Origin of the sequence: Microbacterium sp. (assembly GCF_049650565.1) — a bacterium.
In the GTDB taxonomy this organism is placed as follows: Bacteria; Actinomycetota; Actinomycetes; order Actinomycetales; family Microbacteriaceae; genus Microbacterium.
In genome coordinates this window covers 157,973-178,537 of the sequence record NZ_JBASAK010000028.1, presented here as the reverse complement: position 1 = coordinate 178,537, position 20,565 = coordinate 157,973, and the positions used below count along the sequence as shown (strand labels likewise).

The following is a 20,565-nucleotide window of genomic DNA, read 5'->3' as shown; positions in this document are numbered from 1 at the left end:
CACGACTGGGCCAAAGGCGGCACGACGTCGCTCGGCAACCTCGCGCATCTCTGCTTGACGCACCACGCACTCAAACACCCCGACATCCCCGACCAATACCGGTGGAAAGCACGCCAGAACCCGGACTGGTCCATCACCTGGACCAGCCCTCACGGAGTCGAGCACATCGACCGACCACCCGCACGCGTCATGTTCACACCCACCGGCGAGGATCGCGCGCCATCCATCTGGGATGCGCCCGCCAGCACGAGCGACAGCCCCTTCTGAGAGTCAAGGGACCAGTGCGTCCAGGTCAGGCCGACCCGTCCGGGGCGTCCACCGCGCCGCCGAACCGACGATCCCGCGACAGGTAGATCCCGATCGCCCGCCACAGCTCCTCGCGCGAGAAGTCCGGCCACAGCGTGTCCAGGAACACCATCTCGGCATAGGCCGACTGCCACAGCAGGAAGTTCGAGGTGCGCTGCTCCCCCGAGCTGCGCAGGAACAGATCCACATCCGGCATGTCCGGCACGTACAGGTGCCGACGGATCTGCTTCTCGGTGATCGCACTCGGCCTGAGCCTTCCGGCCTGAACCTCCGAGGCCAGCTCCCGCATGGCATCCACCAGCTCCACCCGGCCGCCGTAGTTGACGCACATCGTCAGCGTCAGCACGTCGTTCCCTCGGGTCAGCTGCTCGGCGAACTGCAGCTCCTTGATCACCGAGCCCCACAGCCGCGGCCTGCGACCCGCCCACCGCACCCGCACGCCCCACTCATTGAGCTGGTCCCGCCGGCGGTGCAGCACGTCGCGGTTGTAGCCCATCAGGAACCGCACCTCTTCGGGCGAGCGGGCCCAGTTCTCGGTCGAGAACGCGTAGACCGACAGGTGCTTGACTCCGGCCTGGATGGCGCCGGCCACGACATCCAGCAGCACCTCCTCGCCGGCCTTGTGCCCCTCGATGCGGCTGAGCCCGCGCCGGTTGGCCCAGCGGCCGTTGCCGTCCATCACGATCGCGACATGGTTCGGTACGGCGGGAAAAGCCGGCGGCCGGATACCGGTCCAGTCCAGCGGGCGGAACGGCACGGCGTCCTTGTGCGTGTACGGCTTCGGGGTCACCGGGCTCCCACTCTCGGAATGCTGGTCACGTGCTCAAGAGATCGGATGCCGCGCTCCAGATGCCATTGCGTGTAGGCCGCCACGGCGCCGGATGCCGACGACAGGTCGCCAGGAGATGCAGCATCCACCGTCCCCCAGTCCCCGCCCATCAACGCTTGCAGCAGCGCAAGAGTGGATGCCGAGATCCGCGGGCTGCCCGCCGGAGCGCAGTCGCTGCAGACCACGCCTCCCAGCTGCGGGCCGAAGTGCGTGTGCGGACCGGGCGCACCGCAGCGCGCGCAGTCCACCAGCGCCGGGGCCCAGCCCGACAGCGCCATCACCCGCAGCAGGTACGAGTCCATGATGCTGCGCGCGGCGTGCTCCCCGCGTGAGAGCGAGCGAAGCCCTCCCACCAGCAGCAGGTACTGGTCGGCAGTGGCCTCGGACTCGTTGAGCCGGTCGGCGGTCTCCACCATGGCGCTGGCCGCGGTGAAGCGCTCGTAGTCGACGGCGATGTCCGCGCCGTACGCTCCCAGCGACTCGGCCTGCTGCACGATATCCAGCGACCGGCCCTGGTACAGCTGCACGTCGGCGACCATGAACGGCTCGAGCCTCGAGCCGAACTTCGATGAGGTGCGCCGCACGCCCTTCGCCACGGCGCGGATCTTGCCGTTGCGTCGCGAGAGCATCGTGACGATGCGGTCCGCCTCACCCAGCTTGTGGGTGCGCAGGATCACTGCTTCGTCTCGGTAGGTGGGCACTCAACGATTATCCCCCGCGCACGAGAGAATGGACGGGTGACCGAACCGCTGTTCAACATCCCGCTGTGGGCCGACCTGCTCGGCGTCGGACTCGGAGGCATCCAGGGCGCCATGTTCGCCTCCGGCTTCCAGGGCCAGCGCCGCCTGGACTGGCTGGGTGTGGCCATCATCGGCATCATGATCGGCATGGGCGGCGGTCTCATCCGCGACCTGATGATCGGCCAGCCTCCTGCCACGCTGCAGAGCAACTGGTACCTGATCACGGCGGCCGGTGCAGCACTGTTCGGGATGCTGCTGGCCGGGGTCTTCAATCGCATCAACACGTTCATCGTCGTGCTGGACGCCGTCGTGATCGGCATGTTCGGATCCTTCGGCGTCAGCAAGGCCATCGCCTTCGGCATCCCGCCGATCCCCGCCGTGTTCATCGGCGTGTGCGCGGCGGTCGGCGGCGGTGTGCTGCGCGACATCCTGATGGGACTGCCGGTGGCCATCATGCACGTCGGGTCGCTGTACGCAGTCGCCGCCGGGGTCGGATGCACCGCAACCGTGGTCATGCATCTGCTGGGTCTGAACATCACCGTCGCCGCGGTCACCGGGATCGTGGTGACCGCGGTCATCCGCATTCTGGCCGTGCTCTACGACGTCTCACTGCCCGAGCAGCGGCGCCTGTACCGTCGCAAGGTCGCGACGGAGACCGGGATGATCCCGATCATCAAGCCGTGACCGTCCCTTCGACAGGCTCAAAGTCCCATATCGCGAGCTCAGTGCTCTGGGTCGCTGAGCCTGTCGAAGCGTCGGCGCATCGGGTCAGGCGCTGACGAGCTCCTCCTGACGGCTGCGGATCGAGCGGTTCACGCACGAGACGATGGCCTTCAGGGATGCCGTGGAGATGTCACCGTCGATGCCGACGCCCCACAGGCGGTGGTCGTCGACCTGCAGCTCGATGTAGGCCGCTGCCTGCGCGTCGCCGCCGCTGGACATGGTGTGCTCGACGTAGTCGTACAGCGAGATGTCGAACCCGCGCCCGCGCAGGATCTCGATGAACGCGGCGATCGGGCCGTTGCCGTGCGCAGAGGTCGCCTCGCGCTCCTCGCCGTCACGCAGCACGACCTCCAGCGAGACCTCGCCGGACATGTCGCTGCGGGTCTGCGTGCCCAGCAGCTCGAACCGACCCCACTTGTTCTCCTCGTCGTCGGCCGGCAGGTACTCGTCGTTGAAGATCGACCAGATCTGGTCGCTGGTGACCTCGCCGCCCTCGGCATCCGTCTTCGCCTGCACGACGCCCGAGAACTCGATCTGCAGCTTGCGTGGCAGGTCCAGAGCGTGGTCGGCCTTCAGCAGGTAGGCCACGCCGCCCTTGCCGGACTGCGAGTTCACGCGGATGACGGCCTCGTACGAGCGACCCAGGTCCTTCGGATCGACAGGCAGGTAGGGCACGGCCCACTCGATCTCATCGACCGTGACGCCCTGCTCCACGGCCCGGGCGGCCATGGACTCGAAGCCCTTCTTGATCGCATCCTGGTGCGACCCGCTGAACGCAGTGAAGACCAGGTCCCCCACCCACGGCTGGCGCTCGGGCACCGGCAGCTGGTTGCAGTACTCGACGGTGCGCTTGACGTGGTCGATGTCGCTGAAGTCGATCTGCGGGTCGATGCCCTGCGTGAACAGGTTGATCCCCAGCGCCACCAGATCGACGTTGCCGGTGCGCTCGCCGTTTCCGAACAGGCATCCCTCGATGCGGTCGGCGCCGGCCATGTAGCCCAGCTCTGCCGCGGCGATCGCGGTGCCGCGGTCGTTGTGCGGGTGCAGCGACAGGATGACGTTCTCGCGGTGCGCCAGGTGGCGGTTCATCCACTCGATCGAGTCGGCGTACACGTTGGGGGTCGCCATCTCGACGGTGGCAGGCAGGTTGATGATCACCTTGCGGTCGGGCGTGGGCTCCAGCACCTCGAGCACGGCGTTGCAGACCTCGACGGCGTAATCCAGCTCGGTGCCCGTGTAGCTCTCGGGCGAGTACTCGTAGTAGACCTCGGTTCCCGCGACGTCCTTCTCCAGCCGGCGGCACAGCCGCGCGCCCTCCAGGGCGATCTGCTTGACGCCCTCACGGTCGGAGCGGAACACGACCTCGCGCTGCAGCACGCTGGTGGAGTTGTAGAAGTGCACGATGGCCTGCTTGGCACCGCTGATCGCCTCGTACGTGCGCTTGATGAGGTGTTCGCGGCACTGCGTCAGCACCTGGATGGTCACATCGTCGGGGATCAGGTCCTCTTCGATGAGCTGGCGCACGAAGTCGAAGTCGGTCTGGCTGGCGGACGGGAAGCCCACCTCGATCTCCTTGTAGCCCATGCTCACCAGCAGGTCGAACATGACGCGCTTGCGCTCGGGCGACATCGGATCGATGAGGGCCTGGTTGCCGTCGCGCAGGTCGACGGCGCACCAGCGGGGCGCCTGCGTGATCCGCTTGGAGGGCCAGGTGCGGTCGGGCAGGTCGACACGGACCTGCTCGTGGAAGGGCCGGTACTTGTGGACCGGCATCGACGAGGGCTTCTGTGTGTTCTTCATGATGGGGCTTCTTCTTCGTGGGAATTGTGCTCAGGCCAAACACGAGCGCCGCGACGAGAAGGCCCGAAGATCAGGACTCGTCGCGGCAGCTAAGAAGAAGCAGACCGCCCAGACGCATGCCTAGATGGTAACACCCGACTTGGCACTCTGCTCATCACTGTGACCGGGCGCCCGTCAGGGGACCAGCGCGATCTTGCCGCCCGGATGCCCCGACGCGACGATTTCCAGCGCCGCCGGCGCCTCGCCCAGGCGGAACTCTCGTGCCATCGGAACAGTGAGCAGACGCTGTTCGGCGAGCTCGACGAGACGCTCACGGACCTCGTCCCGGTACCGCGCCGTCTCGGGCTGGGAACCGGAACTCGCCAGGAATCCATGCTCGGACGCGGCCTTCCGCGCGACGATCGTCACGATGCGCTGACGGTCCTCGACGAAGTCCAGCGAGGTCGCCGTCGCCTCATCCGTCCCCGCCGCGTCCAGCGCCGCATCGATGCGCTCGACACCAGCATCCGCCAGCGCCGCGCGGATGCGCGCCGCCAGTCCGTCGCCGTACTCCACAGGGATGCCGCCGAAGCGGCGCACCTCGTCGAAGCGGGCACGGCCGGCCGTGCCGATGACGCGGATGCCGAGCACTGCCGCCTGCTGCAGCACGCTCATCCCGACCGAGCCGGAGGCCGCGTGCAGCAGCACGGTCTCCCCCTGCTGCACGTCGACCGCGTGCAGCATGGCGGATGCCGTGGTGCCGACCAGCAGCAGGTTCGCGGCCTGAGCGTGCGTGAGCGTCGCGGGCTTGCGCAGCACCTTCTGAGCGGGCACGGTGACCTCCGTGGCGTACCCGCCGCGCACGCGGAACGCGATGACCTCGTCGCCGACGGACGCCGGTCCCGTCACGATCCCGGTGTCGGGGCCGATCGCGGTGATGACGCCGGAGACCTCGTACCCGATCGGCTCCGGCAGCTCGACGCCGGGGCGCGGAGCTGCGACGTGCTTGGCATCGGCGGGGTTCACGCCGGCCGCGTGCACGCGGATCGTCACCTCGCCCTGCACGGGCGCCGAGGGCTCGTACTCGACGAACCGCCAGGTCTCGGGCGCTCCCCACGTGGGCGCGATCCAGTGCTTGGCCATGTCACATCCTTCCTCGACATCCGACTCGAGGCTACTCCCGCGACCCGGCTGACGGACGGGGCTCGCTCAGAAGCCCAGGCGCCCGAGCTGCTTGGGGTCGCGCTGCCACTCCTTGGCCACGCGCACGTGCAGCTTCAGGAACACGCGGGTGCCCAGCAGCTCCTCGATGCCCTTGCGGGCCTGGGCTCCGACGTCTCTCAAGCGGGAGCCCTTCCGGCCGATGATGATGGCCTTCTGGCTGTCGCGCTCCACGACGATCGACGCGTACACATCGGTGAGATCGCTGTCCTCGCGCGGCTCCACATCGTCGACCACGACGGCGATGGAGTGCGGCAGCTCGTCGCGCACGCCCTCGAGGGCCGCCTCGCGGATGATCTCGGCGATGCGGTCCTCGTCGGACTCGTCGGTGACCACGCCCTCCTCGTACAGCCGCGGGCCCACGGGCATCAGCTGCAGCATCTCGTCGGCCAGCACGTCCAGCTGCTCGCGCCCCAGCGCCGACAGTGGGATGACCGCCGCCCAGTCCTCGCGAAGCGAGTCCACCTCCATGAGGCGCTCGACGATGTCGTCCTTGTCGGCGGCATCCGTCTTGGTGACGATGGCCACTTTCTTCGCGCGCGGATAGCCGTCCAGCGACGCGGCGATCCGCCGATCGCCGGGACCGACCTTCTCGGTGGCCGGCACGCAGAAGCCGATCACGTCCACATCTCCCAGAACCTGCTCGACGAGGTCGTTCAGGCGCACGCCCAGCAGCGTGCGCGGCTTGTGGATGCCGGGGGTGTCGACGATCACGAGCTGCCCGTCCGGGCGGTTCAGGATGCCGCGAATGGCCCGCCTGGTGGTCTGCGGCTTGTCGCTGGTGATGGCGATCTTCTCGCCCACCAGCGCGTTGGTCAGCGTGGACTTGCCGACGTTCGGCCGTCCCACGAACGTCACGAATCCACTGCGCGTCTCAGTCATCCCGGTGCTCTCCATCCACGTGGTCATTCTCCTCCGGCACCCGCTCCACGAACACCGTGGCGATGCCTCGCCCCCGCCCGCGCGACGCGCCGCCGGTGAGCACGAGTCCATCCACGGATGCCGTGGCGCCGGGCTGCGGGATCCGGCCGAGCGCCTTGCCCAGCAGGCCGCCGATCGAATCGACGTCCTCGTCCTCCAGCTCCAGGCCGAACAGGTCGCCGACATCCTCCAGCGAAAGCCGCGAGCTCACGCGGTACCGTCCGTCGCCGAGCTCCACGACCTCGGCGGGACCGCGGTCGTACTCGTCGACGATCTCGCCGACCAGCTCCTCGATCAGATCCTCCAGCGTCACCAGGCCCGAGATGCCGCCGTGCTCGTCGATGACGATGCACACGTGCACGGCATCCCGCTTCATCTGCTGCAGCAGCGTCTCGGCACGCATCGACTCGGGCACGAACACCGCGGGTCGTGCGATGGGGCGCACCGGCGCTCCGCGCCACGCGCTCTCGTCGCGGTACGCGAACTGCACGAGATCCTTGAGGTACAGCACGCCGACCACGTCGTCAGCGTCATCATCGGTCACCGGCATGCGGGACACGCCGGTGCGCAGGAACAGCTCCATGGCCTCGGTGGTGGTGGCCGCAGCGTCCACGGTCATCATCTCCGTGCGCGGCACCATGACCGCACGGACGAACTGATCGGTGAAGTCGAACACCGAGTGGATCAGGTCGCGGTCGTCCTCCTCGATCAGGTCATGCGACGCGGCCTCGTCGACCATGCTCAGCAGCTGCTCTTCGGACGCGAAGCTGCTGCGGGACCCACCCGGCGTGACACGTCGGCCGGCCCGCACCAGTGCCTGCGCGAGCGGGCCCAGCAGGACACGCACCCCGCGCACCAACGGCGCCCAGACCCGCAGGATGCCCTCGGCGTGCAGCCGACCGTACGAGCGCGGGCTCGCGCCCACCAGCATGAAGGTGATCCCGGTCATCAGCCCCGCCGCCGCGAGCATCGCCCACCAGATGCTGGGCAGCAACGAGTCCAGCGCCACCGTGACGAGCACGGCCGCCGTGGTCTCGGACAGCACGCGCATGAACGCGACGGCGTTGACATGCGCATCCGGGTCCGCGGCGATCCTGTGCAGCGCGGCGGCGCTGCGGCCGGTCGCCAGCTCATCCAGGTCGGTGCTCGAAGTCACCGAGAAGGCGGCATCCACGGCCGCCATCAGACCGCCGAACGCGATCAGCAGCACCGCGACAGCAAGCAGGATGACAGGGGTCATCGGCGACGTTCGGCGTGCGCGAAGGCCTCGATCAACGACTTCTGCAGTCCGAACATCTCACGCTCCTCGTCGGGTTCGGCGTGATCGAAGCCCAGCAGATGCAGCAGGCCGTGCGTGGTCAGCAGGATCAGCTCGTCCATCAGGGAATGGCCGGCGGTCTGCGCCTGGCCCTCGGCGACCTGCGGGCACAGCACGATGTCGCCCAGCAGACCCGCGGGCGTATGCCTGTCGGGGGTGCCCGGACGCAGCTCGTCCATCGGGAAGCTCAGCACATCGGTGGGGCCGGGCTCGTCCATCCACTGCACGTGCAGCGCCTCCATGGCGCCCTCGTCGACCAGCACGATCGCCACTTCGGCGTCCGCGCTGACGTGCAGCTGCTCGAGGTTGAAGTCGGTGAGGCGCTGCAGCACGGTCTCGTCGATCTCGATGGCCGACTCGTTGTTGATCTCGATCATTCCAGGCCCCGTTTCGGCTTGCGGTCTCTGAGGTTCGCCCGCGCACCCGTGCGCCGCTCCGCGCGGTTCGCGAACTCGTGCGCCTGCTCGCGCTCGAAGCGCGCGGCGGTGCGGCGCTCGTCATACTCGCTGTACGCGTCGACGATGCGGCCGACCAGCGAATGGCGCACCACGTCTTCGCTGGTCAGGCGGGAGAAGTGGATGTCGTCGATGCCGTCCAGCACACGAGTGACGAGCCGGAGGCCCGACGCGCCCTGCGGGAGGTCGACCTGCGTGATGTCGCCGGTGACGACCATCTTGGTTCCGAAACCGAGTCGGGTCAGGAACATCTTCATCTGCTCGGGCGTGGTGTTCTGCGCCTCGTCCAGCACGACGAAGGAGTTGTTCAGGGTGCGCCCGCGCATGTATGCGAGGGGCGCGACCTCGATGGTGCCGGTGGTCATCAGCCGCGGCACGATCTCGGGGTCCATCATCTCGTTGAGGGCGTCGTACAACGGGCGCAGGTACGGGTCGATCTTGTCGGTCAGCGAGCCCGGCAGGAATCCCAGTCGCTCCCCCGCCTCGACGGCCGGGCGGGTCAGGATGATCCGCTCGACCTCCTTGCGCTGCAGCGCCTGAACGGCCTTCGCCATCGCGAGGTACGTCTTGCCGGTGCCTGCAGGCCCGATGCCGAACACGATCGTGTTCTGCTCGATGGCGTCGACGTACTCCTTCTGCCCGAGTGTCTTGGGCCGGATGACCCGTCCGCGGGTGGAGAGGATGGCCTCGCCCAGCACCTCGCTGGGGCGCGGCCCGTCATCCCTGCGCAGGATGCGGGCGGAGTGCTCCACGTCGCTGGGCACCAGGTCGGCACCGGCGCGCGTCATCTCCAGCAGCTCCTCCACCAGCCGCTTCGCGGCGTCGACATCGGCATGCGCTCCGCCGAGGGTGATCTCGTTGCCGCGCACCATCACCTGCACGCGCGGATGCTGCTTCTCCAGCATCCGCAGCAGCCTGTCCTGCGGACCCAGCAGCTGCACCATGGCGACCCCGTCGGCATAGATGCGCTCGGTGCGCTCGGGCCGTGCGGGGAACTGCGGGGCGTCGCCGTCGGACGGCGACGGGATATCAGAAGCCAACGAGCTTGTTCTCCTCGATGTTCGCGAGCACATGGGCGTGCACGTGGAAGACGGACTGCGCGGCGCTGGCGCCGTTGTTGAAGATGAGCCGGTACTCGCCGTTGGCGTGCTCGGTGGCGATCTGCTTGGCCATGGCGACCATGTCGGCCATCAGTCCCGGATCGCCGGCGGCGAGCTCGGTGACGTCACGGTACTGCTCGCTGCGAGGGATCACCAGCACGTGCAGGGGGGCTTGCGGATTGATGTCGCGGATCGCGAAGACACGGTCGTTCCGGGCGACGATCTCGCCGGGGATCTCCCCGTTCAGGATGCGCGTGAAGATCGAGGGCTCACTCATGGGCTTCAGTCTAGTTACCAGCGGCCCAGCGCGGCGGAGAGCACCGCGATGGCCGCCGGTCCGGCGGTGGAGGTGCGCAGCACCGTGTCACCGAGCCGAACGCGCTCGGCACCGGCGCCCTCGAGTCGATCCAGCTCTTCCGGGGCGATGCCGCCCTCCGGTCCGACCACGAGCACGATGTCGCGTCCGTCGGAGCGGATGCCGGAGAGCCGGGCTTGCGTCCACGGGTCCAGCACCAGCATCCGGGCCTCTGCCGCACGCTCCGCGAGCTGCGCCGTGGTGGTCACCGGAGCGACCTCGGGAACCCACGCGCGATGCGCCTGCTTGGCGGCCTCGCGGACGATCGTCGACCAGCGCTCCCGCCCCTTGGACGCCTTCGGCCCCTCCCAGCGCGAGACGCTGCGCGCGGCCTGCCAGGGCACGATCTCATCCACGCCCAGCTCGCACGCGGCCTGCACGGCGAGTTCGTCGCGGTCGCCCTTCGCGAGCGCCTGCACGAGCACGATGCGGGATTCCGGAGTCTCCTGCACGCGCCGCGCGGACACGCGCACGGTCACCCGGGCCGCGGAGACGTCCTCGACAGCGCCCTCGATCCACACGCCGCGGCCGTCGCCGAGCGTGACGCTCTCGCCCACGCGCACGCGGCGCACCACCGAGGCGTGCTTGGCCTCGGCGCCGGTGAGCGCGATCACCTCGCCGACGGCGGCGTCCGTGCAGTCCGGCACGATGAAGTGCAGTGCCATGCGGCTCCTGTCGGGGTCAGTGGCTGCGGAAGCGGTCGCGCAGCTTCGAGAACAGCCCCTGCTGGAACTGCGCGAGCTTGGGGGCCGGAGCCTTGGTCTTCTTCGCGAAGTCCTCGATGAGCTTGCGCTGCGCGGAGTCCAGCTTGGTGGGCGTGACCACCTGTACGCCCACCCGCAGGTCGCCGCGCTGGCTGCCCCGCAGCGGCGTGACGCCACGGCCCGCGATGGTCAGCACATCGCCGGACTGCACGCCGGCGCGCAGCTCCAGGTCGACCGAGCCGTCGAGCCCGTCGATGCTCGTGGTGGTGCCGAGGATGGCATCCGCCATCGACACCTCCAGCGTGGCCAGCAGATCGTCGCCCTCACGGCTGAACACCGGATGCGGGGCCACGGTCACCTCGACGTACAGGTCGCCGTTGGGGCCGCCCGCGCGGCCGACCGCGCCGGAGCCCGGCAGCTGCAGGCGCAGGCCGGTCTCGACACCTGCCGGGATGTCGAGCGACACCGTACGACGGGTGCGGACGCGCCCCTGGCCGGCGCAGCCGCCGCAGGGCACCTGGATGACCGTGCCGAAGCCCTCGCAGGTACCGCAGGGCTGAGTGGTGATCACGTTGCCGAGCAGGCTGCGCACCTGGCGCTGCACGTGGCCGGAGCCGCCGCACACGTCGCAGGTGACCGGCGAGGTGCCGGGCGCGCAGCAGCTGCCCTGACACGTCTCGCACAGCACGGCGGTGTCGACCTCGATGTCGCGGTGCGCGCCGAAGACGACGTCGCCCAGGTCCATCGTGACCCGCACGAGCGCGTCCTCGCCGCGTTCCCGCCGAGAGCGCGGGCGCGCCTGTCGCCCGCCGCCGGCACCGGCGCCGAAGAAGGTCTCGAAGATGTCGCCGAAGCCGCCGAAGCCGCTGAACCCGCTGCCGTGCTCGTCGCCGCCCATGTCGTAGCGGCGGCGGGACTCCTCGTCACCCAGCACGTCATAGGCGTGCGTGACGAGCTTGAACCGCTCGGACGCCTCCTCGCTCGGGTTCACATCGGGATGCAACTGCCTGGCGAGCTTGCGGTACGCCTTCTTGATCTCGTCCTGGCTCGCGTCCCGGGACACCCCGAGGACTTCGTAATGGTCCGCCACGATCACCTTTCTGACACCCGGGTCACCGGGTCGTTCCGTCTTCCTCGAGCATGCGCGACAGGTAGCGCGCCACGGCGCGGGCGGCCGCGAGGTTGCTCGGGTAGTCCATGCGGGTGGGGCCCATGACACCGACCCGGGCCGTGCCGCCGGGCGCCGCGTAGTCACTGGTCACGATCGATGCCTCACCGAGGCCGAACGACGCGTTCTCGAGCCCGATGCTGGTGGCCAGCCCGTGCTCGTCCGTGACCATCTCGCTCATCAGCCTCAGCAGCGTGACCTGCTCCTCGATGGCCTCCAGCAGCGGATGGATGCTGCCGCGGAAGTCCTGCTCGCGCCGCGCCAGCGTCGCGGCCCCCGCCATCACCAGCTTCTCCTGCCGGAACTCCGCGAGCTCCTCGGAGATCACCGCGGCCAGGGCCAGCAGCGCGGGCTGCAGCCGGCGCGCACCGGGCTGCTCGGGCTCGCCCAGCGACAGGATGCGGTCGGTCGCATCGCTGACGGCACGCCCGGTGATCAGCGAGGCCAGCCGCGCGCGCAGCACCGCCGCATCCGCCTCGTCGAGCTCGATGGGCAGCGGTGCGATGCGCTGTGAGACGCCGCCGGCGTCGGTGACGAGGATCACCAGCATCCGATTCGGCGTCAGTGCGACCAGCTCGATGTGCGTGATGCTGGCGCGCGCGAACGACGGGTACTGCGCCAGCGCGACCTGTCCTGTCAGCTGCGTGAGCACCCGCACGGTGCGGGCCATCAGGTCGTCGAGATCGGCAGGGTCGGCGAGGAAGGCCTCGATGGCATTGCGCTGCCCGGTGGAGAGCGGACGCACCTGTGCGAGATGGTTCACGAAGACGCGGTAGCCCTTGTCTGTCGGCACACGCCCCGACGAGGTGTGCGGTGCGGCGATGAGCTCCTCGTCCTCCAGCTGCGCCATGTCGTTGCGGATGGTCGCCGCCGAGACGCCGAACGCGTGCCGCTCGACGATCGACCTGCTGCCGACCGGCTCATGAGTGGCGACGTAGTCCTGCACGATCGCGCGGAGGACCTCGAGTCCCCGTTCTGTGACCATGATCCCTCCCGCTGGCACTCTTACCTCTAGAGTGCCAATCTTACCCCCGGGCCTATTCCGTGAGGGCGCGCACCACCGCGTCGGCCAGCAGGCGCCCGCGCAGGGTCAGGCGCACGCGGCGGTCGCGCAGAGCGGATGCCGCGTCCACCAACCCATCGGAGATGAGCTCGGCCACCCGCTCGCGGTGCGTCTCGGCGATGTCCTCGATGTCCAGCCCGTCGGCGAGCCGACTGCGCAGCAGCACGCGCTCCAGCGTGCGCGCCTGCTCGTCGGGACGCTCGCGGCCCGCGGCGGGCGACTCACCCAGTGACAGTCGCTGGGCGTACGCGGCGGGATGCTTCACATTCCACCATCGCAGGCCCGCGACGTGGCTGTGCGCGCCCGGGCCGAAGCCCCACCAGTCGGACCCGCGCCAGTACGCGAGGTTGTGGCGGGACTCGTGTCCCCCGGCCCGAGCCCAGTTGCTGACCTCGTACCAGTCGAAGCCGGCATCCGCCAGCCGCCGATCGGCGAGCTCGTACATGTCCGCCTGCAGGTCGTCATCGGGTGCGGGCACCTCACCGCGGCGGATCTGCCTGGCGAGCTTGGTGCCGTCCTCGATGATCAGCGCGTACGCGGAGATATGGTCGGGTTCGAGCGCCAGTGCAGCATCCAGCGACCGCTCCCAGTCCGCGAGCGACTCCCCCGGCGCGCCGTAGATCAGGTCCACGCTCACGTCGAGTCCCGCCTCGCGGGCGAAGCGCACGGCCGTCGTCACGTTCTCGGGGTCGTGCGTGCGATCCAGTGCTGCCAGCACGTGCGGCACGGCGGACTGCATCCCGATGGACATCCGGGTCACGCCGGCCTCCAGCAGGGTCTGCACGACCTGCGGCGTCACGGTGTCGGGATTGGCCTCGACGGTCACCTCCGCGCCGTCGCGGATGCCGAACGCGTCGGTCGCGGCCTGCAGCATCCGCGCCAGGTCGCCCGCCGGCAGCAGCGTGGGCGTGCCGCCGCCGAAGAAGACGGTGTCCATCGGACGCACTCCGCCGACCTGGTCGAGCACGTCGCGAGCCAGCTCGATCTCGCGGATCAGCGTGTCCGCGTACTGGTCCTGCCTCGCGCCGCGCAGCTCGGTGGCCGTGTAGGTGTTGAAGTCGCAGTAGCCGCAGCGCACGCGGCAGAACGGCACGTGCAGGTACGCCGAGAACGGGACGGCGGGATCGACGAGGAGCCCCGCGGGAAAGCGTCCGTCGGCGGGAGCCGGGTCGCCCAGGGGAAGAGGCCCGCCCATCAGATGGGAGTGGCGTACAGGGGGGAGATGGCCCGAAGATAGCGCGAGAACAGCTCTCGCCGGCGACGACGCACCATGCCCGGGAGCTTGTACAGCATCGAGGTCGGCGTGTCGAAGGCCCGCACGGTGAACCACACCTCGTCGGTGTCCTCGCGCCAGTCGATGTCGAACGACTCCTCGCCGCTGACCGTCGAGCCGCCGACGGTGCCCAGCACGAAGCCGATCCGGCGACGCTCCTCGGTGACGGAGATCACCCGCAGCTCGGCGTCCGCCCGCATGCCCTTGACGCGGCCGCGCACCTTGAGCGTCATCCCCGGCGCGACGAACGGAGTGCCCTCGGCGTCGAAGCGCTGCTCGACCTGGCTCCGGTTGGGGGCGATCGGAGTGCCCTCGGCGTCGAAGCTGACGCCGGTGTAGCTCTCGCCGGATGCCGGGCGCACATCGCTCAGCTCCAGTCCGCCCGCACGTTGCGCCGTCCACGACAGCAGCGCCTCACCGGCGATGCGGAAGCGGTCCTCGCCGCTGCCGATCCGCCAGGACTCCTCCGCGGGGATGCTGCCCTCCGGCGGGTACTGCATGAGGTCGGGGGCATGAGTGGCCCCGACCGCGGCGTAGTCCACCGTGCCTTCTCGGAATGTCCCGCGACGCATGAATCCCAGCCTATTCGACGTGCCTGAACAGCACCCGCACGACGTGCGGAACTACTGCTTCTTGCCCTCGACGTCCCCCGACAGCGCGGCGATGAATGCCTCTTGGGGAACCTCGACGCGGCCGACCATCTTCATGCGCTTCTTGCCCTCCTTCTGCTTCTCGAGCAGCTTGCGCTTGCGGCTGATGTCACCGCCGTAGCACTTGGCGAGCACGTCCTTGCGGATGGCGCGGATGGTCTCGCGAGCGATGATCCGCGCGCCGATGGCGGCCTGGATGGGCACCTCGAACTGCTGGCGAGGGATCAGCTTGCGCAGCCGCTCGGCCATCATGGTGCCGTACGCGTACGCCTTGTCGCGGTGCACGATCGAGCTGAACGCGTCGACCTTCTCGCCCTGCAGCAGGATGTCGACCTTGACCAGGTCGGCCTCCTGCGAGCCTGCGGGCTCGTAGTCCAACGAGGCGTAGCCCTGCGTCTTCGACTTGAGCTGGTCGAAGAAGTCGAAGACGATCTCGCCGAGCGGCATGTTGTACCGCAGCTCGACGCGCTCCTCGGAGAAGTACTCCATGCCCAGCAGCGACCCGCGCCGCGACTGGCACAGCTCCATCACCGTGCCGACGTAGTCCTTCGGCAGCAGGATGGCGGTCTTGACCATCGGCTCGGCGACCGCGGCGACGCGCCCGTCGGGGTACTCGCTGGGGTTGGTGACGGTGACCTTCTCCCCCGAGTCGGTGGTGACCTCGTAGATCACGCTGGGCGCCGTGGTGATCAGGTCGAGTCCGAACTCGCGCGACAGCCGCTCCTGGATGATCTCCAGGTGCAGCAGACCGAGGAATCCGCAGCGGAAGCCGAAGCCCAGCGCGACCGAGGTCTCGGGCTCGTACTGCAGCGACGCGTCGGAGAGCTTGAGCTTGTCCAGCGCCTCGCGCAGCTCCGCGTAGTCGCTGCCGTCGATCGGGTAGATGCCCGAGAAGACCATCGGCTTCGGATCGGTGTACCCCGCCAGCGCATCGGATGCCGGGCGCCGGGCGGTCGTGACGGTGTCGCCGACCTTCGACTGGCGCACATCCTTCACACCGGTGATGAGGTAGCCGACCTCGCCGACGCCGAGCCCCTGGGTGGGAACCGGCTCCGGGCTGGACACGCCGATCTCGAGCAGGTCGTGATTCGCGCCGGTGGACATCATCTGGATGCGCTCACGCGGCTGCAGCTTGCCATCGACCATGCGCACGTAGGTGACCACGCCGCGATAGGCGTCGTAGACGGAGTCGAAGATCATGGCACGCGCGGAGGCATCCGCGTCTCCCGTGGGCGCCGGCACCTCGCTGACGATGAGGTCCAGCAGCGCCTCCACGCCGACGCCGGTCTTGCCGGAGACCCGCAGCACGTCATCGGGGCTGCCGCCGATGAGATCCGCGAGCTCCTTCGCGTACTTCTCGGGTTCGGCGGCGGGCAGGTCGATCTTGTTGAGCACCGGGATGATCGTCAGATCGTTCTCCAGTGCCAGGTACAGGTTCGCGAGGGTCTGCGCCTCGATGCCCTGCGCGGCGTCGACCAGCAGGATGGCTCCCTCGCAGGCAGCGAGCGAGCGGGACACCTCATAGGTGAAGTCCACGTGCCCCGGCGTGTCGATCATGTTGAGCGCGTAGGTCCCGGCATCCGTCTGCCACGGCATCCGCACGGCCTGGCTCTTGATGGTGATGCCGCGTTCGCGCTCGATATCCATCCGGTCCAGGTACTGGGCGCGCATGTCGCGGTCGGACACCACGCCGGTGATCTGCAGCATCCGATCGGCGAGGGTCGACTTGCCGTGGTCGATGTGGGCGATGATGCAGAAATTCCGGATCTGCGACGCGGGCGTCGCAGCGGGCGGGAGCGGGGTGAGTGCGCGGGGTGACATGTGGTCCTTGAACGGGAGGAGGGATCCCGGCAAGTCTACGAGAGGGCGCGCGAATCCTGCATTCGTGCGGACCGGTGATAGTCTCGCGAAGTTGCCGCCGGCCGCCCCATCGGGAGGTCGCGCGGCACAGGACTCCGTCACGGCCGACGCAGGCTGTCGGTGTGCGTAATCGTTCGGATGGTGTTTGAATCATTCCGACCCAGCGCTGCGTCGGCAGATCCCGCGCGCGTCTGTAGAAGAGAAAGAATCACCACCTTGATCAAGTATCTCGTGCGCCGAACTCTCGGCTGGCTGCTGATGATCGTGGTCGCGACCAATGTCACCTACTTCCTGGCATGGGCCTTCCTCGATCCGCGCAGCAACTACGTCGGCCGGAAACCGCCGCTGAGCCCCGACCAGATCGAGGGTCTGCTCCGGCCCCGCAACCTCGATGCGACGGTCCCGCTGCTGGATCGATGGTGGACCTGGTTCACCGGCATCCTCCTGCGATGGGACTGGGGCGTCAGCCCGACCGGCGGCTCGGTCAACAACGAGGTCTCTTACCGCATGTGGGTGAGCGCGGAGCTCGTGCTCGGCGCCACGATCATCGCCACGCTGCTGGGCATCTGGATCGGCGTGTACACGGCGTCGCGCCAGTACAAGCTCGGCGACCGGGTCTGGCAGGGCATCTCGATCGTCACGATGAACATCAACATCATCGTCGCGGGCCTGGGCGTCGTGCTCCTCGCCATCGCGTTCAACGACTGGCTCGGCGTGCGCGTGTTCTACGTGACGGGGTCGTCGACCGAGGGCGTCACCGGGTTCTTCCCCGTGATCATCGATGCCCTCCAGCACCTGGCTCTGCCGACCATCGCCCTGGTGGTCATCCAGTACGCCGGCATCCACTTCCTGCAGCGCACGCTGCTGCTGGACAACATCAGCGCCGACTACGTGCGCACAGCGCGGGCCAAGGGCCTGACCAAGCAGCAGGCCATCCGCCGCCACGCGCTGCGCACCTCGCTGATCCCGGTGGCCACCCAGGTGGCGTTCTCGATCCCCGCGATCTTCACCGGCGGCATCCTGACCGAGACGATCTTCGCCTGGCAGGGCATGGGCCGATACTTCCTGACCACCATCAACGGAAACGACATCCACGGTGTGGTCGCCGTCGCCGCGTTCGGCGCCGTGCTGACCGCCATCGGCGCCCTGCTCGCCGACATCGCCGTCGTTGCCCTCGACCCGCGAGTGAGGGTGAGCTGACATGACCACCGACATGATCGACCCCGCCGTCCAGCCCCCCGTGGGCCCGGACACCACCGCCGAGCGCCTGCCCGGCAAGCAGCTGAGCAAGTGGTCGCTGTACACGCGCCGCTTCCTGCGCAACAAGCCCGCAGTCGCCGGCATCGTGATCTTCATCCTGATGGTGATCTACTCGATCGTCGTCCCGCTGCTCTCGCCCTACAAGATCGACGACCAGGACTTCCTGAACCTGGGAACCGGCCCGTCGCCCGAGCACTGGTTCGGCACCACCGCCGGCGGCAACGACACCTGGACGCAGACCGCGGTCGGCCTGCAGCGCTCGCTGATGATCGCCGTGACGGTCTCCATCGGCATCACCGCGCTGTCCGCGATCGTCGGCACCGCCGCGGCGTACTTCCGCGGCCGGGTGGAGCAGATCACGCTGCTCATCATCCACTTCCTCATGGTCGTGCCGACCTTCCTGATCCTGGCGCTGATCTCCAACGACGCCGGCGGCGACTGGCGCGTGATCTCGCTGGCGATGATCTTCACCGGCTGGTTCTTCCCCGCCCGAGTGATCTGGACGCTGGCGCTCTCGCTGCGCGAGCGCGAGTACATCGACGCCGCGCGCTACATGGGCGTGCCGGGGATGACCATCGTGATGCGCCACCTCGTGCCCAACATCGGCTCGCTGCTGGTGATCAACTTCACGCTCGGCGTGGTGACCGCTGTGATGACCGAGACCGGTTTGTCGTTCATCGGCTTCGGCGTGAAGATCCCCGACGTGTCGCTGGGATCCCTGATCGGCTACGGCGCGGCGACGGTCACCAGCGCGCCCTGGCAGTTCTACTTCCCCGCTGCGGCGCTGACGCTGCTGACCGTCTCGATGGCGCTGGTCGCCGACGGCCTGCGCGACGCCCTCGATCCCACCTCGGCGGCAGGAGGCCGCGCATGAGCACCCCCACTTCGAAGACAGTCCTGTCCGTCCGCGACCTCAAGGTCAGCTTCGCCTCCGAGGCGGGTCGCGTCGACGCCGTCCGCGGCGTCTCGTTCGACCTCGAGGCCGGCAAGACCCTGGGCATCGTGGGCGAGTCGGGATCAGGGAAGTCCGTGACCTCGCTGGCCATCATGGGCCTGCTGGCCGAGAACGCGAAGGTCACGGGATCGGTGCAGTTCGAGGGGCAGGAGCTCCTCGGCAAGTCCGACAAGCAGATGTCGATGATCCGCGGCAACGGCATGGCGATGATCTTCCAGGATCCGCTGACCTCGCTGACGCCGGTGTTCACCATCGGCGACCAGCTGGTGGAGGCCCTCACCGCGCATCACGGCATGTCCAAAGCGGCAGCCTGGGACCGATCGATCGAGCTGCTCAAGGTCGTGGGCATCTCCAAGCCCGAGCGGCGGATGAAGTCGTTCCCGCACGAGTTCTCCGGCGGTATGCGCCAGCGCGTGGTGATCGCCATTGCCATGGCCAACAACCCGCGGCTGATCATCTGCGACGAGCCCACCACGGCGCTCGACGTCACGATCCAGGCGCAGATCCTCGACCTCATCGAGAAGGCGCAGGACGAGACCGGCGCCGCCGTGATCATGATCACGCACGACATGGGCGTGGTGGCGCGCACGGCCGACGACGTGATGGTGATGTACGCGGGCAAGCCGGTGGAGCACGCCCCCGCGCACGAGCTGTTCCACAACACGAAGATGCCGTACTCGATCGGCCTGCTGGGCGCGATCCCCCGCGTCGACAAGGTGGAGAAGGAGCCTCTGATCCCGATCAAGGGCAACCCGCCGCTGCTGATCGACCTGCCGGACGCCTGCCCGTTCGCCGCACGGTGCCCGATCGCCATCGACGCCTGCCACCGACGTGAGCCCGACCTCGTGCCGGTGCACTCGGAGACCGGTGAGCAGCACCTGGCCGCCTGCATCCGCTCCGAGGAGATCGACGCCGACGGACTCATCGGCGGCCTGCCGGTCTACCCGCCGGCGGCGGTGCACTCCAGCGCCCTGACCCGTATGCCCCGCGAGGAGCGCCCGATCACCCTCGAAGTGCGGAACATGCGCAAGACGTTCCCGCTGCTGAAGGGTGCGCTGTTCAAGCGCAAGGTCGGAGAGGTGCAGGCCGTCAAGGGCGTCAGTTTCGACGTCCGCGAGGGCGAGACGATGGCCATCGTGGGCGAGTCCGGCTCGGGCAAGACGACCACGCTGCTGCAGATCATGGATCTGGTCAAGCAGGAGGACGGCGACATCATCATCGGCGGCACCAGCGTGAACGGCCTGCACAACAGGAAGGCCGAGCGAAAGCTGCGGCACGACATCCAGATCGTGTTCCAGGATCCGATGGGGGCCCTGGACCCTCGCATGACGGTCACGGACATCATCGCCGAGCCCATGCACGCCATCGGCATGCACCGTGACGAGATCCACACCCGTGTGCAGGAGCTGATGGACCTCGTGGGCCTGGACCCGGCGCACCGCGACCGCTTCCCCGGTGCGTTCTCTGGTGGTCAGCGGCAGCGCATCGGCATCGCCCGCGCGCTGTCGACCAATCCGAAGATCGTCGTGCTCGACGAGCCCGTGTCGGCGCTGGACGTGTCGATCCAGGCGGGTGTCATCAACCTGCTGGACGAGCTGAAGGTCAAGCTGGGCCTGTCGTACCTGTTCGTGGCGCACGACTTGTCGGTGATCCGGCACATCGCCGATCGGGTGGCCGTGATGTACCTCGGTGAGTTCGTGGAATACGGCGACGTCGACGACGTCTTCGACAACCCGCAGCACCCGTACACGCAGGCTCTGCTGTCGGCCATTCCCGTGCCCGATCCCGACGTCGAGCGCACGCGCCAGCGCGTGATCTTCGACCCGGAGACCATGAGCACGCGCCCGGCGACCGTCTGATCCGCACCGGTATTTCAGTGCGGTAA

The 20,565-nt window shown here is 68.5% G+C and carries 19 protein-coding genes and 1 pseudogene; 5 read left to right on the top strand and 15 right to left on the bottom strand.

Translation table 11 applies throughout. The features are described 5' to 3' along the window. A pseudogene (locus WA967_RS05075) lies at positions 1-267 on the top strand (hypothetical protein); the annotation flags it as partial. Positions 268-292: 25 nt separating this feature from the next. Here WA967_RS05075 and WA967_RS05070 read toward each other — a convergent pair. Continuing rightward, complete coding sequence (locus WA967_RS05070) at positions 293-1,096, bottom strand: isoprenyl transferase (protein ID WP_424419802.1); 804 nt, start codon at positions 1,094-1,096, stop codon at positions 293-295. Continuing rightward, a complete protein-coding gene (recO, locus tag WA967_RS05065) occupies positions 1,093-1,836 on the bottom strand; it encodes a DNA repair protein RecO (RefSeq protein WP_424419801.1) in 744 nt (247 codons plus the stop codon). Before recO ends, WA967_RS05070 begins: the two co-directional genes overlap by 4 nt. 36 nt (positions 1,837-1,872) lie before the next feature. On the opposite strand from recO, the gene WA967_RS05060 reads away from it, so the two are divergent. Then, positions 1,873-2,559 (top strand): trimeric intracellular cation channel family protein, encoded by a 687-nt coding sequence (locus WA967_RS05060; protein WP_424419800.1) that lies wholly within the window; start codon positions 1,873-1,875, stop codon positions 2,557-2,559. A gap of 84 nt (positions 2,560-2,643) precedes the next feature. Here the strand turns inward: WA967_RS05060 and leuA are convergent, their stop codons facing one another. From leuA to lepA, 13 genes are all read right to left on the bottom strand, one after another. Continuing rightward, positions 2,644-4,398: a 2-isopropylmalate synthase gene (leuA, locus tag WA967_RS05055; RefSeq protein ID WP_424419799.1), complete on the bottom strand. Its 1,755-nt coding sequence runs from the start codon at positions 4,396-4,398 to the stop codon at positions 2,644-2,646. Positions 4,399-4,572: 174 nt separating this feature from the next. Beyond that, the gene (locus tag WA967_RS05050) at positions 4,573-5,520 is read right to left on the bottom strand and encodes an NADP-dependent oxidoreductase (RefSeq protein WP_424419798.1); all 948 of its coding nucleotides are present in this window, start codon (positions 5,518-5,520) and stop codon (positions 4,573-4,575) included. Between the two features lie 66 nt (positions 5,521-5,586). Then, on the bottom strand, positions 5,587-6,480 hold the full coding sequence (gene era, locus WA967_RS05045) for a GTPase Era (protein WP_424419797.1): 894 nt from the start codon (positions 6,478-6,480) through the stop codon (positions 5,587-5,589). Beyond that, positions 6,473-7,759, bottom strand: coding sequence for a hemolysin family protein (locus WA967_RS05040; RefSeq protein WP_424419796.1), 1,287 nt, complete (start codon positions 7,757-7,759; stop codon positions 6,473-6,475). Before WA967_RS05040 ends, era begins: the two co-directional genes overlap by 8 nt. Beyond that, entirely contained in the window at positions 7,756-8,214 is a 459-nt protein-coding gene (ybeY, locus tag WA967_RS05035; protein WP_424419795.1) for an rRNA maturation RNase YbeY, read from the bottom strand. The genes WA967_RS05040 and ybeY overlap by 4 nt, the downstream gene beginning before the upstream one ends. Continuing rightward, a complete protein-coding gene (locus WA967_RS05030) occupies positions 8,211-9,236 on the bottom strand; it encodes a PhoH family protein (RefSeq protein ID WP_424419805.1) in 1,026 nt (341 codons plus the stop codon). Before WA967_RS05030 ends, ybeY begins: the two co-directional genes overlap by 4 nt. Positions 9,237-9,321: 85 nt before the next feature. Next, positions 9,322-9,669: an HIT domain-containing protein gene (locus WA967_RS05025; protein WP_424419794.1), complete on the bottom strand. Its 348-nt coding sequence runs from the start codon at positions 9,667-9,669 to the stop codon at positions 9,322-9,324. Positions 9,670-9,683: 14 nt separating this feature from the next. Then, on the bottom strand, positions 9,684-10,412 hold the full coding sequence (locus tag WA967_RS05020) for a 16S rRNA (uracil(1498)-N(3))-methyltransferase (protein ID WP_424419793.1): 729 nt from the start codon (positions 10,410-10,412) through the stop codon (positions 9,684-9,686). Between the two features lie 16 nt (positions 10,413-10,428). Next, a complete protein-coding gene (gene dnaJ / locus WA967_RS05015) occupies positions 10,429-11,541 on the bottom strand; it encodes a molecular chaperone DnaJ (RefSeq protein WP_424419792.1) in 1,113 nt (370 codons plus the stop codon). A 22-nt stretch (positions 11,542-11,563) separates the two neighbouring features. Further along, positions 11,564-12,604 carry a heat-inducible transcriptional repressor HrcA gene (hrcA, locus tag WA967_RS05010; RefSeq protein ID WP_424419791.1) on the bottom strand — a complete coding sequence of 347 codons (1,041 nt, stop codon included), beginning with the start codon at positions 12,602-12,604 and terminating at the stop codon, positions 11,564-11,566. 52 nt (positions 12,605-12,656) lie between these two features. After that, on the bottom strand, positions 12,657-13,877 hold the full coding sequence (gene hemW / locus WA967_RS05005; RefSeq protein ID WP_424419790.1) for a radical SAM family heme chaperone HemW: 1,221 nt from the start codon (positions 13,875-13,877) through the stop codon (positions 12,657-12,659). Next, positions 13,877-14,527, bottom strand: a complete 651-nt coding sequence (locus WA967_RS05000) for a DUF1990 family protein (RefSeq protein ID WP_424419789.1) — start codon at positions 14,525-14,527, stop codon at positions 13,877-13,879. Before WA967_RS05000 ends, hemW begins: the two co-directional genes overlap by 1 nt. A gap of 51 nt (positions 14,528-14,578) precedes the next feature. Next, positions 14,579-16,426 carry a translation elongation factor 4 gene (gene lepA, locus WA967_RS04995; protein WP_424419788.1) on the bottom strand — a complete coding sequence of 616 codons (1,848 nt, stop codon included), beginning with the start codon at positions 16,424-16,426 and terminating at the stop codon, positions 14,579-14,581. 255 nt (positions 16,427-16,681) lie between these two features. Between lepA and WA967_RS04990 the strand changes: the two genes are divergently transcribed. Genes WA967_RS04990 through WA967_RS04980 form a run of 3 tightly spaced genes read left to right on the top strand, consistent with a single transcriptional unit; the run spans position 16,682 to position 20,539 of the window. Continuing rightward, positions 16,682-17,665, top strand: a complete 984-nt coding sequence (locus WA967_RS04990; protein ID WP_424419787.1) for an ABC transporter permease — start codon at positions 16,682-16,684, stop codon at positions 17,663-17,665. A 1-nt stretch (position 17,666) separates the two neighbouring features. Beyond that, positions 17,667-18,599 (top strand): ABC transporter permease, encoded by a 933-nt coding sequence (locus WA967_RS04985; protein ID WP_424419786.1) that lies wholly within the window; start codon positions 17,667-17,669, stop codon positions 18,597-18,599. Next, entirely contained in the window at positions 18,596-20,539 is a 1,944-nt protein-coding gene (locus WA967_RS04980; RefSeq protein WP_424419785.1) for an ABC transporter ATP-binding protein, read from the top strand. The genes WA967_RS04985 and WA967_RS04980 overlap by 4 nt, the downstream gene beginning before the upstream one ends. The last annotated feature ends 26 nt before the right edge of the window (positions 20,540-20,565 follow it).

Coding starts and splice junctions, on each gene's coding strand:
- lepA (WP_424419788.1), bottom strand. CDS start 16,426: ATGTCACCCCGCGCACTCACCCCGCTCCCGCCCGCTGCGACGCCCGCG.
- hrcA (WP_424419791.1), bottom strand. CDS start 12,604: ATGGTCACAGAACGGGGACTCGAGGTCCTCCGCGCGATCGTGCAGGAC.
- hemW (WP_424419790.1), bottom strand. CDS start 13,877: ATGGGCGGGCCTCTTCCCCTGGGCGACCCGGCTCCCGCCGACGGACGC.
- WA967_RS05020 (WP_424419793.1), bottom strand. CDS start 10,412: ATGGCACTGCACTTCATCGTGCCGGACTGCACGGACGCCGCCGTCGGC.
- WA967_RS04985 (WP_424419786.1), top strand. CDS start 17,667: ATGACCACCGACATGATCGACCCCGCCGTCCAGCCCCCCGTGGGCCCG.
- WA967_RS05050 (WP_424419798.1), bottom strand. CDS start 5,520: ATGGCCAAGCACTGGATCGCGCCCACGTGGGGAGCGCCCGAGACCTGG.
- leuA (WP_424419799.1), bottom strand. CDS start 4,398: ATGAAGAACACACAGAAGCCCTCGTCGATGCCGGTCCACAAGTACCGG.
- WA967_RS04980 (WP_424419785.1), top strand. CDS start 18,596: ATGAGCACCCCCACTTCGAAGACAGTCCTGTCCGTCCGCGACCTCAAG.
- WA967_RS05030 (WP_424419805.1), bottom strand. CDS start 9,236: ATGGTGCAGCTGCTGGGTCCGCAGGACAGGCTGCTGCGGATGCTGGAG.
- WA967_RS05000 (WP_424419789.1), bottom strand. CDS start 14,527: ATGCGTCGCGGGACATTCCGAGAAGGCACGGTGGACTACGCCGCGGTC.
- era (WP_424419797.1), bottom strand. CDS start 6,480: ATGACTGAGACGCGCAGTGGATTCGTGACGTTCGTGGGACGGCCGAAC.
- ybeY (WP_424419795.1), bottom strand. CDS start 8,214: ATGATCGAGATCAACAACGAGTCGGCCATCGAGATCGACGAGACCGTG.
- WA967_RS05040 (WP_424419796.1), bottom strand. CDS start 7,759: ATGACCCCTGTCATCCTGCTTGCTGTCGCGGTGCTGCTGATCGCGTTC.
- WA967_RS05025 (WP_424419794.1), bottom strand. CDS start 9,669: ATGAGTGAGCCCTCGATCTTCACGCGCATCCTGAACGGGGAGATCCCC.